This is a genomic window from Pseudomonas sp. zfem002 (assembly GCF_032621685.1).
Lineage (GTDB): Bacteria > Pseudomonadota > Gammaproteobacteria > Pseudomonadales > Pseudomonadaceae > Aquipseudomonas > Aquipseudomonas japonica.
This window is the reverse complement of sequence record NZ_JAVYJH010000010.1, coordinates 126,742-142,431: the sequence shown is the minus strand read 5'-3', so window position 1 is coordinate 142,431 and position 15,690 is coordinate 126,742. Positions and strand designations below refer to the sequence as shown.

Below are 15,690 nucleotides of genomic sequence, written 5' to 3'. Positions count from 1 at the left end.
GTGGCGCCCGGCATGCCAGGCGCACTGCAGGCTTCAGCGCGGCAGCACCAGGGAACTGACCCGGCTCTGCAGCTGCGCGTCTTCCTCGTCGCGACGGTCTTCCTCGATCTCCCGTGAAGCGCGGCCCACCAGCAGCGGGTCGGGTTCGTGGGCGACGCGGAAGTCCTTGCCGGGGTAATCCAGCGAGTGCAGGAAGTGGCGGATGCAGTTGAGCCGCGCGCGCTTCTTGTCGTCCGACTTGATCACGGTCCAGGGCGCATCGGCGGTGTCGGTGTGGAAGAACATGGCCTCCTTGGCCGCGGTGTACTCGCCCCACTTGTCCAGCGACTTGATATCGATGGGCGACAGCTTCCAGTGCTTGAGCGGGTCGTCGCGGCGTGAGATGAAGCGGCGCAGTTGCTCCTCGCGGTTCACCGAGAACCAGTACTTGAACAGCAGGATGCCGCTGTTGCACAGCATGCGCTCCAACTCCGGGGCCTGACGCATGAACTCCAGGTACTGCAGCGGCGTGCAGAAGTCCATGACCCGCTCGACGCCGGCGCGGTTGTACCAGGAGCGGTCGAAGAAGACCATCTCGCCCGCGGTTGGCAGGTGCTGGATGTAGCGCTGGAAATACCACTGGCCCTTTTCCTGATCGGACGGTTTTTCCAGGGCGACGATCCGCGCGCCACGCGGGTTCAGGTGCTCCATGAAGCGCTTGATGGTGCCGCCCTTGCCCGCGGCATCCCGGCCTTCGAACAGGATGACCACGCGCTGGCCGGTTTCCTTGACCCAGTTCTGCACCTTCAGCAGCTCGATCTGCAGCGCGTGTTTGGCCTTGTCGTATTCGGCGCGGCGCATGCGCGTGCTGTACGGATAATTGTGCGGCAGCTGCGCCGACGCGCTGTCCTCGTCGCTGCCATGGGGGGCATGGGCGACTTCGAGGGCGGCAGGGCTGTTCGGCACGATATCGGTTTCGACGATCGGCGAAGGCTTGCGTGAGCGACGTGGCGGGCGCGGGGTGGCGGGTTTGTGCGGTGTGACGTGGTGCGTGCTTACCCCGGGCTCTGGGAGCGGGAGGACGGGGGTTTCTTCACTCATGGGATCGGGCCTTCTGTTCCTTCGAATGTCCAACCCACAACTTACATAGATCGGGTGATGGCGTATTGATATCGATCAATGCGTGGGTGGTTTTTCGCGCACGAACAAAAAACCTGAATCCGGCATTGGTTTTCGGCCGTGAGTCGACTCATCTCAATTGCAAGCTTCGAGCCTTTGCGCCACTCAACGGCTTTCCATCCGAAGCCTCTTGCTGCCCGGACGTTTTCGTTGGAGTCATCAATCAGGCAGATCTGCTCTGGCGACATGGGTTCGCGTTATTCATCTTCATGTACCTTGGTCTGCTTGCGAGCAAAGGCCGCATTCGACTCTACCGTTACAACATCAATCCAGCCCTCGGGGTGTATGCAGTCCGACTGGTTAGTAACTCGCCATGCGTAAGTCACGGTTCCATTTTTTTTTCCGTTGATATCACATTTCTGGGTTCTACCCTGATAGCAAATATAAGTTTTTGGCGAGTGAAAGGCTCCCGGAATGTCCTGGATTACATAGGGGCAGCCCTGGGCTTCAATATTCACCTTTTCGTTGTTTGGTGACTTGGCTCTTGAGTTATTCCCTTCCGAGGCCCATGGGTTGCTTGCAGGATCATTGGCGGCATCAGCAGCGACTTTATCGATGGATTTACTCTTTTTCCCAGGAGGATTACTGGGGGGCGAAGGCTTGGATATGGACTCGGTTGTCACCTTGTTCAAACAGCTCTGCAGCGTGCTAACCATCAATGCTGCCAGCTCAACAGTCGCCTCGCACTCTTCAGCGTTCACTACGCTTGAGCAATCTTGCGCACGACTTTGATCCAGGCCTAATTGAGCGTTGGCCAATGCGTTCGCGCCGTAGGTATTGATGAAACTTCGTAGATCAACGGATCCACTTGCCGTATTTAAAACATCTGGACAGCTATCGGCTAGAGCAATAGGTGTACCTGCAAAGGCAAGTGCAAGAACGAGAAGCGATTTCATTTAAGCCTCCAATCATCATTCATGAACGTCGGGCGTTCATGTTTTTTGCAGCGTCGATAATGCTGGACTAACCTGAACATTAGCTCAGCCAAGTGTCAGAGGCTCGATTTACTGGCTTTAATTGGTAAATAATCATCAGTAGGGGGCTCTGTGAAAAAGCCAATCGCCTTTGTCTGTTTCATTTCTTTAACACTATTGATACATGGCTGCGCAACAGATCAGGGCTGGGAATACTGGGATGCGAGGCGCGCTGAGCTAGAGCGTACCGGCGTACCCAAGGAAGGTGCACCGAACCTTGATGCCGTCACCCAAAGAGTCGAAAGCGAATATCAGGAACACTGTGTCAAGGGAGCGAGCGGAGCAGATTCTTTTTGCCTGGAAGCCGAAGAGCTACTTCCGAAGATGTTCTTTAATCAGCGCGCCCACGCCAAATCCCTATTTTTCCTGTACGCGCTTAAGAAAAGGAACATGAGTCAGGCCGCTACGGCCAGTTGGGCTCCTTCTGAAAGTTCTTGTTTTGAAACATGTCAGTTGATTTACATGAACCAGGTCAGACTGGAGCGAAAACCCACCTCCGAAGAGTTTTATTCCGCCTGGATGGACGCTATGGACCGGTTGTATTACGGCTACAGAAGGGAGTATTGCTGTGAGGGGTTGGCCCGATTTGAATCGACTGATGAGTTTGTCAAGGATGCGCACAAATACCTGCCTCCTGCAGAGGCGTATTATGCTGAGTCTTTTATTGCCAACGTGATCATCAAGATGAAGCAGCAGCATGAAATTATTGGGCAAAAGAGCGGCTTCACACCGGGAGTTACTCCAACGCCTGAGCAAATGGATCGGTCGGATGGCTATTATGCCGCTCTCTATAAAAATGCGATCGACTACATGAGAAAGAATGATTTCCCGCAACGATACGTAGACTTCGTAGGCAATCTCTACGCGACGGTTAAAAGCGCTCATGAAAATAGATAGCTTCTTCGTGCAGATGCGAGGCGCTGGGGTGGCCGTAAGTCAGTATGTGGCTTGATCATTCTCACTGCGTCAGGTGGCTGCGGGTGTTTGCGCTTCCAGCGCCAGGTTGACGTCAGCCAGAAGACGAAAACTCTTGATCTCGAGTTGATGGATTCGCATCAGGTTCTCCGTGAGCTATGGCGTGTCGGTTCGACTTGCTGACGTTGCCATACTCGGACAAGGGAGAAGGAGATTCTTTGCTCTGGAATGCATGCGCTGGAGTGGCAGCGAGAGGCGCCTGTTGAGGCTCGGTGGCGAGATGTGCGGAATGACTCTGGAGGGCTGGCGATCACTCGCTCAAGCCCGACGATACGCTAACCGTGCAGGCACCCTGAAATCGCAGGCAAGAAAAAACCCCAAGGGACACGTGGTTCCTTGGGGTTTCTCGGTATTTGGTGCCCAGAGACGGAGTCGAACCGCCGACACGAGGATTTTCAATCCTCTGCTCTACCGACTGAGCTATCTGGGCAACGGGGCGCATTAAAAGGCTTTTTCAGGTTTGCGTCAACAACAATTTCAAAATTTTTTTAATTAATACCGACGCTTACGTTTCCAGGGGGTCATTCGCTGGGTGGAACGTAGCCTTCGGCCTTCTCGAATGCCTCGCCGGAGAAGAACTTGTCCATCTCGCCCTGGATGAATTTGCGGTCCTCGGCGTTCATCATGTTCAGGCGCTTTTCGTTGATGAGCATGGTCTGCTCCTTCTGCCAGTCGGCCCAGGCCTTCTGCGAGATGTGTTCGTAGATGTCGAGGCCCTTGGGGCCCGGATACGGTGGACGCTCCAGGCCTGGCAGTTGTTCTTTGTACTTGCGGCACATAACGGTGCGGGTCATCGCGACTCTCCTGCAGTCAATACGTCGGCCGCGCGCTTCAGCAGCTTCTTGACCGGGGCGGCGAGGCCCAGGCGCGGCGGGGTGGCGAGGTTATACCAGAGCCAGTCGGCCTCGGCCACGCGATCGCCCTGCGGGCCGACGCGCACCAGCCACGGCTCGATGGCCAACTGGAAATGGCTGAAGGTGTGGGTCAGGCCGCTGAGCGCGTGGCGGCTTTCGATGTGCAACTGGTGCTGCTCGGCGAGGTGCTGCAGATCGTCCAGGTCGTCCAGCTCCGGCAGGCTCCACAAGCCGCCCCAGAGTCCGCTGGAGGGCCGCCGGTAAAGCAGGATGGCGCCTTCGTCGTTGGCCAGCAGCGGCATCAGCGTGCGCTTCTGTGGCAGTTCCTTGCGCGGCTTGGGCAGCGGGTAGCGGATCTCCTGGCCGAGCATGTGCGCCTCGCAGCCACGCTCCAGCGGACACAGCAGGCAACTGGGCTTGCTGCGGGTGCAGAGGGTGGCACCGAGGTCCATCATCGCCTGGGTGTAGTGGTTGACCCGGGCATGCGGGGTGAAGCGCTCGGCATTGGCCCACAGCGCCTTCGCCACCTTCGGCTCGCCGGGATAGCCCTCCTGCGCGGTATAGCGGGCCAGCACGCGCTTGACGTTGCCGTCGAGGATCGGCGCACGCAGGCCCATGCTGATGCTGGCGATCGCGCCGGCGGTGGACAGGCCGATGCCGGGCAGCTCGGTGAGTTTCTCCACGTCGCGGGGAAACTCGCCGCCGTACTGCTCGACGACGATCCGGGCGGTCTTCTGCAGGTTGCGCGCGCGGGTGTAGTAGCCGAGCCCGGTCCACAGGTGCAGCACTTCGTCTTCCGGCGCCGCGGCCAGTGCCTGGACGTCCGGCAGGGCGTCCATGAAGCGGCTGAAGTAGTTGAGCACGGTGCTGACCTGGGTCTGCTGCAGCATGATCTCGGAGACCCACACCCGGTACGGGGTGATGCCCTGTTGCCAGGGCAGGTCGTGGCGGCCGTGGCGGTCGAACCAGTCGAGGACCGCGGTGGAAAACTGCTCGGGGGTCATCGTTTGAACAGGCCCTTCAATGCGTCTTTGAGTTCGGGACTGACCTTGTCGCCGAGCTTGTCGTCGAGTTTTTCATTGAGTTTTTCGTTGATGCGGTTGCCCAGCGCCTGGCCGGCCAGCTTGCCGACACCTTCCTGGTCGACCCGGCAGGCCCGCGCACCCAGCTCCAGCGGGCCACGGCAGCGCAGCGGGAATTCCAGACCGGCAAAGCGCTCGTTGACCTGGCAGGCCGGGTCCGGCATCTCGCGCTTGTCGCCTTCGACGATCACCCCGACGCGGTAGTCCATGCCCAGCACACGCAGGTCGATGTCGCCATTGCCATTGACGGTCAGGCCAGGGATACGCACTTTCAGGTCCGGGTTGCTGGCCACGCCGTTGCGCAGCACCAGGCTGCCCTTGAGTTCCTGGAACGGGGTGTCCTTGCCGCGTGGCTCGCCGCTCAGGGTCTTGCGGTTGAGGGTGGCGATGCCCTGGCACAGTTGCTGTTCGAGGTTGGCGTTGATCAGCACGCCGTCGTTGATGACGAAGCTGGCATTGCCGTTGAGCGTGTCGATCAGGGCTTTCTGGCTGTTGCCGCTGGCGGTCAGGTCACTGTTCAGGGTGAGCAGGCCCTTGAGCGGCGGGGTATCGCCATCGTGCTTGATGAAGTGCTCCACCGGCACTCGGTCGATCTTGCCGGTGATGCCGATCTGCGGGATGTCCGGACGGACGTCGAGGGTGCCGCGGGTCTCGAAGCTGCCGTTGTACAGACCGCCGCGCAGGCTCTGCAGGGTGATCAGGCCACCCTGGCCGCTGGCTTTGAGCTCGGCATTCTGGATCGGCAACTTGTCCAGGGTCAGCACGCCGAAGTTCAGGTCGGCCTGCAGGTCGAGGGCGCGCAGGCGATCCACCGGCAGCAGTTTGTCGCTGCTCCAGGCGACCTGGGTCGGTGCTTCCGGCAGCGGCGATGTGCTCGGGCCGGAGAGGGCGCTGCTCTCGTTGCTCTTGACCTCGGCCTGGCGCGCGGCGCTGGCGCTGGCCGCGGCTTCGCTTTTCGCCAGCAGGTAGCGATCGGCGTCGAACTTGTCGTTCTTCAGCTGGATGCGCAGGGCCTGCCGGGCGAAATCCTCCACCGCCAGGCGGCCGGTGAAGGTGCTGGCATCGAGCTTCAGGGCCAGGTCTTCCAGGGCCAGGCTGGTTTTCGTGCCTTCCAGGCGGCCGACCAGCTCGACGTTGGTCAGGGTGCTCGGGTCGTTCATCGGCGGCAGGGCGACGCCGACGCTGTCGAGGAACTTGCGCAGGTCGAACTGGGCGATGGAAATGCCGCCGGTGAGTTTCGGCTCGCTGTTCAGGTCGCGCACGTGCAGCTCGCCGAGGGCGCGCAACTGGTTGGCGGAGAGCTTCAGGCCGTTCCACTCGGCGACGTTGGCGGCCAGGTCGGCGAGCAGTTGGCCCTGGGCGGAGAAGGTCATGCTCTTCTGCTGCAGCGGTTCGCCGGAGAGCTCGCCGCTGAGCTTCATGTCTTCCAGCTGGTAGCGGCGCAGGGCGCGGTCGAAGCGGGCTTCGCCGTTGAGCTCGATGCGCGCGCGCAGTACCGGTTGGCCGGAACTGAGGAAGGCGGTGAGTTTCAGTGGGATATTGACGCCGTCATGCACGGCCTCTGTGCTCAGCTGGATGCTTTCGGCGCTGAAGCTCTGGCCGCTGCGCGCGTCGTTGTACTGCACCCGGGCGTTGTTGACGGTGAGGCTGTCGATATCCAGTTTCAGCGGGCGCTCGCCGGCAGCGGGCTTGCTTTCGCTCGCGGTGGCGGGCGGTGTGGCGGGTGCGGGCTCGCCGCTGGCTGCCGGGGTGCTGGCGGGCAGTGGCTTGCCGATATCTTCCCAGTTGCCATGGCCGTTTTCGTCACGGCTCAGGGTCAGGTTCAGGCCTTCCACGCGCACGTCGCTCATCTGCACTTCGCGGCGCAGCAGCGGCAGTACGCGCACCGACAGGCCGAGCATCTGCAGGTCGGCGAACGGTTCGGTGGGCTTGTTCAGCGTGGCAACGCTCGCTTCGTGCAGCTCCAGGCCGAGCCAGGGGAACAGGCTCCAGCCGATGTCGCCGTTGAGGGTCAGCTCGACATGCGCCTTGTCGCGAGCCAGTTGGCGGATCTCGTCTTTGTAGTCGTTGGGATCGAAGAGGTGGGTGAGGGCGAAGCCTCCTGCCACGACGATCAGCAACAGCCCGAGAACCACCAGTCCCAGGATTTTGCCAAACGCTTTCATGGGCGAGTCCTTGTAGTCCGATGTCTGAAAATTCAGCCGCAGAGTATAGCCTTGCGACCTTGGCGACTGCGATTAGTCCTAGGTGTGGGGGAAATGGATAAAGCCTGTCGGATCGGGTTGCACCACCCTGTACGCCAAGGCATCAGCAGTTGGCCATTTCGACCCAGCAGCGAGCGACAGTTCCGCGAAGGGGGTCTCAGTTGCGTGCAATTCTGCGATATCAGTTTGGCTTCTGTTAGCAAGCTAAGTGCTACTCTTGCGCGGTTCCCGGGTCTTGCTGCGACGCTTTGTCGCGACAGGGCCGGCTGCCTGCAAAAGAACGACTCGCTGCCTGCGTGCGCCAAAGTCGATGGGTGTCCGGTTCGACAGGGGAACCCTACCTATCTACGAGGGCAACAATAATGAGCAGCATCACTGCGGGAGCCGTCGACAGCACGCCGGGCTTCCTCTCCAAGGAGCGCATCGTCGCTCGCAGCGGATTCAACCGCTGGCTGGTTCCACCGGCCGCCCTGGCCATCCACCTGTGCATCGGCATGGCCTACGGCTTCTCGGTGTTCTGGCTGCCGCTGTCCAAGGCCATCGGCATCACTGCGCCAGTCGCCTGCTCGGCGGACATCGGCTTCTTCGCCCAGGTCTTCTCGTCCAGTTGCGACTGGCCGATCTCCATGCTGGGCTGGATCTACACGCTGTTCTTCATCTTCCTCGGCTGCTCGGCGGCGATCTGGGGCGGCTGGCTGGAACACGCCGGGCCGCGCAAGGCTGGTGTGGTCTCGGCGCTGTGCTGGTGCGGCGGTCTGCTGATTTCCGCGCTGGGCGTGTACACCCACCAGATCTGGCTGATGTGGCTCGGTTCGGGGGTGATCGGTGGCATCGGCCTGGGCCTGGGCTACATCTCGCCGGTCTCGACCCTGATCAAGTGGTTCCCGGACAAGCGCGGCATGGCCACCGGCATGGCGATCATGGGCTTCGGCGGCGGTGCGATGGTCGGTGCGCCACTGGCCGCGGCGCTGATGAATCACTTCGCCAGCCCTGAGGGCGTCGGCGTGTGGCAGAGCTTCGTGGTGATGGCGGCGATCTACTTCGTGTTCATGATCGGTGGCGCCCTGGCCTACCGCGTGCCACCCACCGGCTGGAAGCCGGAAGGCTGGATCGCCCCGGCGAAGAAGGTCAACAACGCGATGATCACCCACCGCCACGTGCATGTCAGCGTGGCCTGGAAGACCCCGCAGTTCGCCCTGATCTGGCTGGTGCTGTGCCTCAACGTCTCGGCCGGCATCGGCATCCTCGGCATGGCCTCGCCGCTGCTGCAGGAAGTCTTCGCCGGCAAGCTGCTGGGCAACAACCTGACCTTCGGCGAACTGGACACCGCGCAACTCGGCCAGATCGCGGTGATCGCCGCCGGCTTCACCGGCCTGCTCAGCCTGTTCAACATCGGCGGGCGGTTCTTCTGGGCGTCGTTCTCCGACTACATCGGGCGCAAGAACACCTACTTCGCCTTCTTCGCGCTGGGCTTCGCCCTGTATTCGCTGGTGCCGAACATGGGCCACCTGGGCAACATCGCCCTGTTCGTCGCGGCGTTCTGCATCATCCTGTCGATGTACGGTGGTGGTTTCGCCACGGTGCCGGCGTACCTGGCCGACCTGTTCGGTACGCAGATGGTCGGTGCGATCCACGGTCGCCTGCTGACTGCCTGGGCCGCGGCGGGCGTGCTCGGGCCGGTGCTGGTCAACTACCTGCGCGAGTACCAGTTGAAGATCGGCGTGGAGCGGGCCGCGGCCTACGACATCACCCTGTACATCCTCGCCGGCCTGCTGGTGCTGGGTTTCATCTGCAACGCCCTGGTGCGCCCGGTGGCCGACAAGCACTTCATGACCGACGCCGAACTGGCCGCGGAGCAGGCGCTGGGCCATGACAAGGGTGCCGACAGCAGCACTGTGCTGGAGTGGTCGGCCGCGCCGGCGAGCCAGCCGCTGGTGATCGCCGCCTGGCTGGCGGTGGGCATTCCGCTGGCGTGGGGGGTGTGGGTGACGCTGCAGAAGACGGCGGTGTTGTTCCAGTAGACCCGTTGCTCGGGCGCGCTTGCGCCCGCTTTTCGTAGGAGCGTGGCTTGCCCGCGAAGGGCTGCAAGGCAGGCCCGATGCGGTTGATAGCATTTTGGGACCGCTGCGCGATCCTTCGCGGGCAAGCCACGCTCCTACGGGTTTTTCGCGGGCAAGCGGCGTTTCTCGGGATTCTCGCGGGCAAGTGGCGTTTCTCGGGATTCTCGCGGGCAAGGGGCGTTCCTCGGGATTTTCGCGGGTAAAGCCAGTTCGAGATTCTTCGCCGGCAAGACCTGATCGCCATATGTCATGTTCGTTTCAAGATGCGACGTTCTGCGCCTATAATGGACACCTTTTTCGCCCAATGATTTTGCGGAGCTGGTGATGGTCGAACGTAAGGCATCCGTCGAGCGCAATACCCTGGAAACCCAGATCAAGGCCTCGATCAACCTGGATGGCACTGGCAAGGCCCGATTCGATATCGGTGTGCCTTTTCTCGAGCACATGCTGGATCAGATCGCCCGTCACGGGCTGATCGACCTGGACATCGAGTGCAAGGGCGACCTGCATATCGACGATCACCATACCGTCGAGGACGTCGGTATCACCCTCGGCCAGGCCTTCAACCAGGCCATCGGCGACAAGAAGGGCATCCGCCGCTACGGCCATGCCTACGTGCCGCTGGACGAAGCGCTGTCGCGCGTGGTGATCGACTTCTCCGGCCGTCCCGGCCTGCAGATGCACGTGCCGTACACCCGCGCCAGCGTGGGCGGCTTCGACGTCGACCTGTTCCAGGAGTTCTTCCAGGGCTTCGTCAACCACGCCAACGTCACCCTGCACATCGACAACCTGCGCGGGCACAACACCCACCACCAGATCGAAACCGTGTTCAAGGCCTTCGGCCGCGCGCTGCGCATGGCCATCGAGCTGGACGAGCGCATGGCCGGGCAGATGCCGTCGACCAAGGGATGCCTGTAATGCAGACCGTCGCCGTTATCGACTATGGCATGGGCAACCTGCACTCCGTGGCCAAGGCCCTGGAGCACGTGGGTGCCGGCAAGGTGCTGATCACCAGCGATGCCAGCGTGATCCGCGAAGCCGACCGGGTGGTCTTCCCCGGCGTCGGTGCGATGCGCGACTGCATGGCCGAGATCCGCCGCCTGGGCTTCGACGCCCTGGTCCGCGAGGTCAGCCAGGACCGGCCGTTCCTCGGCATCTGCGTGGGCATGCAGGCACTGCTCGACCACAGCGAGGAGAACGACGGTGTCGACGGCATCGGCCTGTTCCCCGGCAAGGTGCGCTTCTTCGGCAAGGACCTGCATGAAGACGGCGAGCACCTGAAAGTGCCGCACATGGGCTGGAACGAAGTCAGCCAGGTGGTCGATCACCCGCTCTGGCACGACATCCCGGACCGCGCGCGCTTCTACTTCGTGCACAGCTACTACATCGAGTCCGGCAAGCCGTCCCAGGTGGTCGGTCGCGGTCACTACGGCGTCGATTTCGCCGCGGTACTGGCCGAAGGCTCGCGCTTCGCCACCCAGTTCCACCCCGAGAAGAGCCACACCCACGGCCTGCAGCTGCTGCAGAACTTCGCCGCCTGGGATGGCCGCTGGTAATGAGCCGCTCCAGGAACAAGACCCCGGTCATGACCCTCAGCTCCGAACAGGAGCGTGAGGCGCTGGACACCCTCAAGCGCTTTCTCGAAGACCGTTTCGAGCTGCAGTTGGGGTCGTTCGAGGTGGCCGAGGTCCTGGAACTGATCGGCAAAGAAATCGCACCGCACTACTACAACAGGGCGATCTTCGATGTTCAGGCGCAGCTCAAGGAGCGCTTCGAGAGCATCGAGAGCGACCTGTGGGCGCTCGAGAAGAACTGACTTCCCGGGCATCACTGTTTACCGAATAGACAGGTTTTCCAGATGCTGATTATCCCCGCTATCGATCTCAAGGACGGTGCCTGCGTACGTCTGCGCCAAGGCCGCATGGAAGATTCCACCGTGTTCTCCGACGACCCGGTGAGCATGGCCGCCAAATGGGTGGAAGGGGGCTGCCGCCGTCTGCATCTGGTCGACCTCAACGGCGCCTTCGAAGGCCAGCCGGTCAACGGCGAAGTGGTCACTGCGATCGCCAAGCGCTACCCGAACCTGCCGATCCAGATCGGCGGCGGCATCCGCTCCCTGGAAACCATCGAGCACTACGTCAAGGCCGGCGTCAGCTACGTGATCATCGGCACCAAGGCGGTCAAGCAGCCCGAGTTCGTCGCCGAAGCCTGCCGCGCCTTCCCGGGCAAGGTCATCGTCGGCCTGGATGCCAAGGACGGTTTCGTCGCCACCGACGGCTGGGCCGAGGTCAGCTCGGTGCAGGTCATCGACCTGGCCAAGCGTTTCGAGGCCGATGGCGTCTCGGCGATCGTCTACACCGACATCGCCAAGGACGGCATGATGCAGGGCTGCAACGTGCCCTTCACCAAGGCCCTGGCCGAAGCCACGAAGATCCCGGTGATCGCCTCCGGCGGCATCCACAACCTGGGCGACATCAAGGCCCTGCTGGACGCGAAGGCCCCGGGCATCATCGGCGCCATCACCGGTCGCGCGATCTACGAAGGCACCCTGGATGTCGCCGAGGCGCAAGCCTTCTGCGACAGCTACAAAGGCTGAGGAGAACGCCATGGCCCTGGCCAAACGCATCATCCCTTGCCTGGACGTGGACAACGGCCGGGTCGTCAAGGGCGTCAAGTTCGAGAACATCCGCGATGCCGGCGACCCGGTGGAAATCGCCCGGCGCTACGACGAGCAGGGTGCCGACGAGATCACCTTCCTCGACATCACTGCCAGCGTCGATGGCCGTGACACCACCCTGCACACCGTCGAGCGCATGGCCAGCCAGGTGTTCATCCCGCTGACCGTGGGCGGTGGCGTGCGTACCGTGCAGGACATCCGCAACCTGCTCAACGCCGGTGCCGACAAGGTTTCGATCAACACCGCGGCGGTGTTCAATCCGGAGTTCGTCGGCGAAGCGGCGGCGCATTTCGGTTCGCAGTGCATCGTCGTCGCCATCGACGCGAAGAAGGTCTCCGGCCCGGGCGAAGCGCCGCGCTGGGAGATCTTCACCCACGGCGGGCGCAAGCCCACCGGGCTGGATGCGGTGGAGTGGGCGAAGAAGATGGAAGGCCTGGGCGCCGGCGAAATCCTCCTGACCAGCATGGACCAGGACGGCATGAAGAGCGGCTTCGACCTCGGCGTGACCCGGGCCATCAGCGATGCCCTGGGCATTCCGGTGATCGCCTCCGGTGGCGTGGGCAACCTGCAGCACCTGGCCGACGGCATTCTCGAAGGCCACGCCAGCGCGGTGCTGGCGGCGAGCATCTTCCACTTCGGCGAGTACACGGTGCCCGAGGCGAAGGCCTATATGGCGCAGCGTGGGATTGTCGTTCGCTGACATTTGAATGGGACCGCGTTGCGGTCCTTTCGCGGGCAAGCCACGCTCCTACGGGTGATCGGTATTGCCCGCTTTTTGCAGGCGCTGGCTTGCCTGCGAAGGGCTGCAAAGCAGCCCCAAATCTCAGGGTTCAACCTATGCTCACCCGCCTGGCGCTATTCCTGCTGCTCTCCTTCTCTGCCACAACCCAGGCCAGCGAACCCCTGGTCCTGCTCACCGAAAACTTCCCGCCGTACAACATGTCCAGCGACGGCAAGAGCTTCGCCCGCGAACCTGAAATCCAGGGCATCGCCGCCGACCTGGTGCGCGAGATGTTCCGCCGTGCCGACATCCCCTGCAGCATGACCCTGCGTTTCCCCTGGACCCGCGTCTACCAGCAGGCCAAGGACACGCCGAACCATGGTGTCTTCGTCCTCGCCCGCCAGCCGGACCGCGAGCCGTTGTTCAAATGGGTCGGCCCGCTCGGCCCGGACGACTGGGTACTGCTGGCCCGCGCCGGCAGTGCGCTGCAGCTGGACAACCTGGAACAGGCCAAGGGCCTGCGCATCGGCGCCTACAAGGGCGACGCCATCGCCGAAAGCCTGCAGAAGAGCGGCCTGAAACCGGTGCTGGTCCTGCGTGACCAGGACAACGCAAAGAAGTTGTCCACTGGCGAGATCGACCTCTGGGCCACCGGCGACCCCGCCGGCCGCTACCTGGCGCGACAGATCGGCATGACCGCGTTCAAGACCGTGCTGCGCTTCAACGGCACCCAGCTGTACCTGGCGCTGAACCGGAGTGTGCCGGACGAGGTGGTGAACAGGCTGCAGGCGTGCCTGGAGCAGATGCGCGAAGACGGCTTCGTCGACGCCACCTTCGCTCGTTACCTGTAGATCCCGCCCTTGCCGTGGGCGGGCATGGCGCGGTTGCTGCGCTCGCCGATCATCTGCCGCAACTCGATCAACTCCACGCCCTGGGCCTTGAGCCGCGGCAATTCGCGCTCCAGCACCTCCAGGGTCTGTGGATAAGGGTGCCCGATCGCCACCGCGGTGCCCTGCTTGCGGGCCAGTTCCACGGCCAGGCGCAGTTGCCCGGCAATCGCCTCGGTCGTGCGCACGTCATCGAGGAAGACATCCCGCGAGACACTGGCCAGGCCGATGGCCTGGGCCTTGGCCGCCGCCACGGTGGCGGCGCTGGTGCGGCTGTCGACGAAGAACAGGTCACGGCGCTGCAACTCGCCCATCAGCCAGGCCATGGCCTGCGCCTGCGCGGTCATGCGGCTGCCCATGTGGTTGTTCACGCCGGCGGCGTAGGGGACCTTGGCCAGCGCGGCCTCCAGGCGCCGTTCCAGCTCCGGCAGCGCCAGGTCGGGGTGCCAGGCGTAGGGGCCGGTAGCCGGGTCCATCGGCATGTGCAGGATCACCGTGCGCCCGGCTTTGTGCGCCTGGCGGGCGAAGTCGGTGGCGTGCGGGGTGTCCGGCATGATCGCCATGGTGACCGGGCCGGGCAGGGCGAGGGTGCGCGAATCCTTGGCCGGGCTCTGGCCAAGGTCGTCGATGATGATGCTGAGGTAGGCCTTTGGCGTCGTGTCCGGTGCCGCATGAGCGGCACCGGCCAGCAGGCAGAGCAGGGCGAGGCAGAACGCGCGCATCACTTGTCGCGGGTGATGCTCAGACCCTTGAGCAGGCTGAGGGCCTGGCTGAGCTGGAAGTCGTCGTCCTGCGGACGCTCCTTCTTGCTCGTGCCGCTGGCCTTGCTGCCGGATGGCCGGTCGGCGCCACCGTTGCCGTTGCCAAGGTGGCCCTGCAGGTCGGCTTCCTTGAAGTTCTCGGTGTCCTGCTCGCGGGTGATCTTGGCCCGGCTGACCTCGATGTCGGGGACGATGCCCTGGGCCTGGATCGAACGGCCGTTGGGGGTGTAGTACAGCGCGGTGGTGATCTTCAGCGCGCGGTCGTTGTTCAGCGGCAGCACGGTCTGCACCGAGCCCTTGCCGAAGCTGTCGGTGCCCATCAGCACACCGCGTTTCTGGTCCTGCAGGGCGCCGGCGACGATTTCCGCGGCCGAGGCGCTGCCGCCGTTGATCAGCACCACCAGCGGCACGCCTTCGCTGGCGTCGGCCGGATCGGCGGAGAAGCGCAGCTCGGAGTTGGCGATGCGGCCCTTGGTGTAGACGATCAGGCCCTTGGTCAGGAAGTGGTCGGCCACTTCCACGGCCGACTGCAGCACGCCGCCGGGGTTGTTGCGCAGGTCAAGGACCAGGCCGCGCAGCTTGCCGTTGTTGTCCTTGCGCAGCTTCGCCAGGGCCTTGCCGACTTCCTCGCCGGTCTTGACCTGGAACTGGGTGATGCGGATGTAGCCGTAGCCGGACTCCAGCAACTGGCTCTTCACGCTCTTCACCTGGATCACCGCGCGGGCCAGGGTCACGTCGAACGGCGTGCCGCCGTCACGGACCAGGGTCAGGGTGATCTTCTCGCCGATCTTGCCGCGCATCTTGTCCACGGCTTCGGTCATGGTCTGGCCGCGGGTTGGCTGGCCGTTGATCTTGACGATCAGGTCGCCGGCCTCGATGCCGGCGCGGGAGGCCGGGGTGTCGTCGATCGGCGAGACCACCTTGACGAAGCCGTCCTCCATGCCGACCTCGATGCCGAGGCCGCCGAATTCGCCGCTGGTGCTTTCCTGCAGCTCCTGGAAGTCCTCGGGGCCGAGGTAGGCGGAGTGCGGATCGAGGTTGCTGAGCATGCCCTTGATGGCGTTTTCCAGCAGGGTCTTGTCATCCACCGGCTCGACATAGGCGGCCTTGACCCGGTCCAGCACCTCGGCGAAGGTGCGCAGCTCGTCCAGCGGCAGCGGCGCCTTGGCGCTGACCGTAGTCGGCGCGACCGCCGCCGCGGGCTTGGCCGGCTCGGCCGCGAAGGCCAGGGACGCACCGCTGACCAGTGCGACGGCCAGGGCCAGCGAAGTAAGGCGAGGCGAATGCAGCATGTCGAACGAACTCCTGATCCTGTGTGAGCCCCGTGAGGAGCCTCG

At 63.1% G+C, this 15,690-nt stretch carries 15 protein-coding genes and 1 tRNA gene; 8 read left to right on the top strand and 8 right to left on the bottom strand.

From position 1 onward, the window contains the following. Positions 1–33 precede the first annotated feature (33 nt). Both ppk2 and RTI28_RS14025 read right to left on the bottom strand, forming a co-directional pair. Positions 34–1,080 (bottom strand): polyphosphate kinase 2, encoded by a 1,047-nt coding sequence (gene ppk2, locus RTI28_RS14030; RefSeq protein ID WP_316920976.1) that lies wholly within the window; start codon positions 1,078–1,080, stop codon positions 34–36. A gap of 275 nt (positions 1,081–1,355) precedes the next feature. After that, on the bottom strand, positions 1,356–2,054 hold the full coding sequence (locus RTI28_RS14025; RefSeq protein WP_316920975.1) for a hypothetical protein: 699 nt from the start codon (positions 2,052–2,054) through the stop codon (positions 1,356–1,358). Positions 2,055–2,204: 150 nt separating this feature from the next. Here RTI28_RS14025 and RTI28_RS14020 point away from each other — a divergent pair, with 150 nt between their 5' ends. Continuing rightward, positions 2,205–3,029 carry a hypothetical protein gene (locus RTI28_RS14020; RefSeq protein WP_316920974.1) on the top strand — a complete coding sequence of 275 codons (825 nt, stop codon included), beginning with the start codon at positions 2,205–2,207 and terminating at the stop codon, positions 3,027–3,029. Between the two features lie 432 nt (positions 3,030–3,461). Here the strand turns inward: RTI28_RS14020 and RTI28_RS14015 are convergent. The 4 genes from RTI28_RS14015 to RTI28_RS14000 all read right to left on the bottom strand — a co-directional run bounded on the left by RTI28_RS14015 (position 3,462) and on the right by RTI28_RS14000 (position 7,208). Continuing rightward, positions 3,462–3,537 (bottom strand) — tRNA-Phe (locus RTI28_RS14015). Between the two features lie 91 nt (positions 3,538–3,628). After that, complete coding sequence (locus RTI28_RS14010; RefSeq protein ID WP_316920973.1) at positions 3,629–3,901, bottom strand: oxidative damage protection protein; 273 nt, start codon at positions 3,899–3,901, stop codon at positions 3,629–3,631. Further along, on the bottom strand, positions 3,898–4,965 hold the full coding sequence (mutY, locus tag RTI28_RS14005) for an A/G-specific adenine glycosylase (RefSeq protein WP_316920972.1): 1,068 nt from the start codon (positions 4,963–4,965) through the stop codon (positions 3,898–3,900). The genes RTI28_RS14010 and mutY overlap by 4 nt, the downstream gene beginning before the upstream one ends. Continuing rightward, on the bottom strand, positions 4,962–7,208 hold the full coding sequence (locus RTI28_RS14000; protein WP_316920971.1) for an AsmA family protein: 2,247 nt from the start codon (positions 7,206–7,208) through the stop codon (positions 4,962–4,964). The genes mutY and RTI28_RS14000 overlap by 4 nt, the downstream gene beginning before the upstream one ends. Positions 7,209–7,606: 398 nt before the next feature. Here RTI28_RS14000 and RTI28_RS13995 point away from each other — a divergent pair, with 398 nt between their 5' ends. From RTI28_RS13995 to RTI28_RS13965, 7 genes are all read left to right on the top strand, one after another. Then, positions 7,607–9,268 (top strand): OFA family MFS transporter, encoded by a 1,662-nt coding sequence (locus tag RTI28_RS13995; RefSeq protein WP_316921001.1) that lies wholly within the window; start codon positions 7,607–7,609, stop codon positions 9,266–9,268. Positions 9,269–9,631: 363 nt separating this feature from the next. Next, complete coding sequence (hisB, locus tag RTI28_RS13990; RefSeq protein ID WP_042120552.1) at positions 9,632–10,225, top strand: imidazoleglycerol-phosphate dehydratase HisB; 594 nt, start codon at positions 9,632–9,634, stop codon at positions 10,223–10,225. Beyond that, positions 10,225–10,863: an imidazole glycerol phosphate synthase subunit HisH gene (hisH, locus tag RTI28_RS13985; protein ID WP_042120551.1), complete on the top strand. Its 639-nt coding sequence runs from the start codon at positions 10,225–10,227 to the stop codon at positions 10,861–10,863. The genes hisB and hisH overlap by 1 nt, the downstream gene beginning before the upstream one ends. Then, complete coding sequence (locus RTI28_RS13980; RefSeq protein WP_042120550.1) at positions 10,863–11,123, top strand: DUF2164 domain-containing protein; 261 nt, start codon at positions 10,863–10,865, stop codon at positions 11,121–11,123. The genes hisH and RTI28_RS13980 overlap by 1 nt, the downstream gene beginning before the upstream one ends. A 42-nt stretch (positions 11,124–11,165) precedes the next feature. Further along, positions 11,166–11,903, top strand: coding sequence for a 1-(5-phosphoribosyl)-5-[(5-phosphoribosylamino)methylideneamino]imidazole-4-carboxamide isomerase (gene hisA / locus RTI28_RS13975; protein WP_042120549.1), 738 nt, complete (start codon positions 11,166–11,168; stop codon positions 11,901–11,903). Between the two features lie 10 nt (positions 11,904–11,913). Continuing rightward, positions 11,914–12,684 (top strand): imidazole glycerol phosphate synthase subunit HisF, encoded by a 771-nt coding sequence (hisF, locus tag RTI28_RS13970; protein WP_095155793.1) that lies wholly within the window; start codon positions 11,914–11,916, stop codon positions 12,682–12,684. A 137-nt stretch (positions 12,685–12,821) separates the two neighbouring features. Then, positions 12,822–13,556 (top strand): ABC transporter substrate-binding protein, encoded by a 735-nt coding sequence (locus RTI28_RS13965; RefSeq protein WP_316920970.1) that lies wholly within the window; start codon positions 12,822–12,824, stop codon positions 13,554–13,556. Here the strand turns inward: RTI28_RS13965 and RTI28_RS13960 are convergent. After that, a complete protein-coding gene (locus tag RTI28_RS13960) occupies positions 13,547–14,314 on the bottom strand; it encodes a divergent polysaccharide deacetylase family protein (protein ID WP_316920969.1) in 768 nt (255 codons plus the stop codon). The two genes, RTI28_RS13965 and RTI28_RS13960, sit on opposite strands and share 10 nt — an antisense overlap. Continuing rightward, positions 14,314–15,645 carry a S41 family peptidase gene (locus RTI28_RS13955; RefSeq protein WP_316920968.1) on the bottom strand — a complete coding sequence of 444 codons (1,332 nt, stop codon included), beginning with the start codon at positions 15,643–15,645 and terminating at the stop codon, positions 14,314–14,316. The genes RTI28_RS13960 and RTI28_RS13955 overlap by 1 nt, the downstream gene beginning before the upstream one ends. Positions 15,646–15,690: the final 45 nt, after the last annotated feature.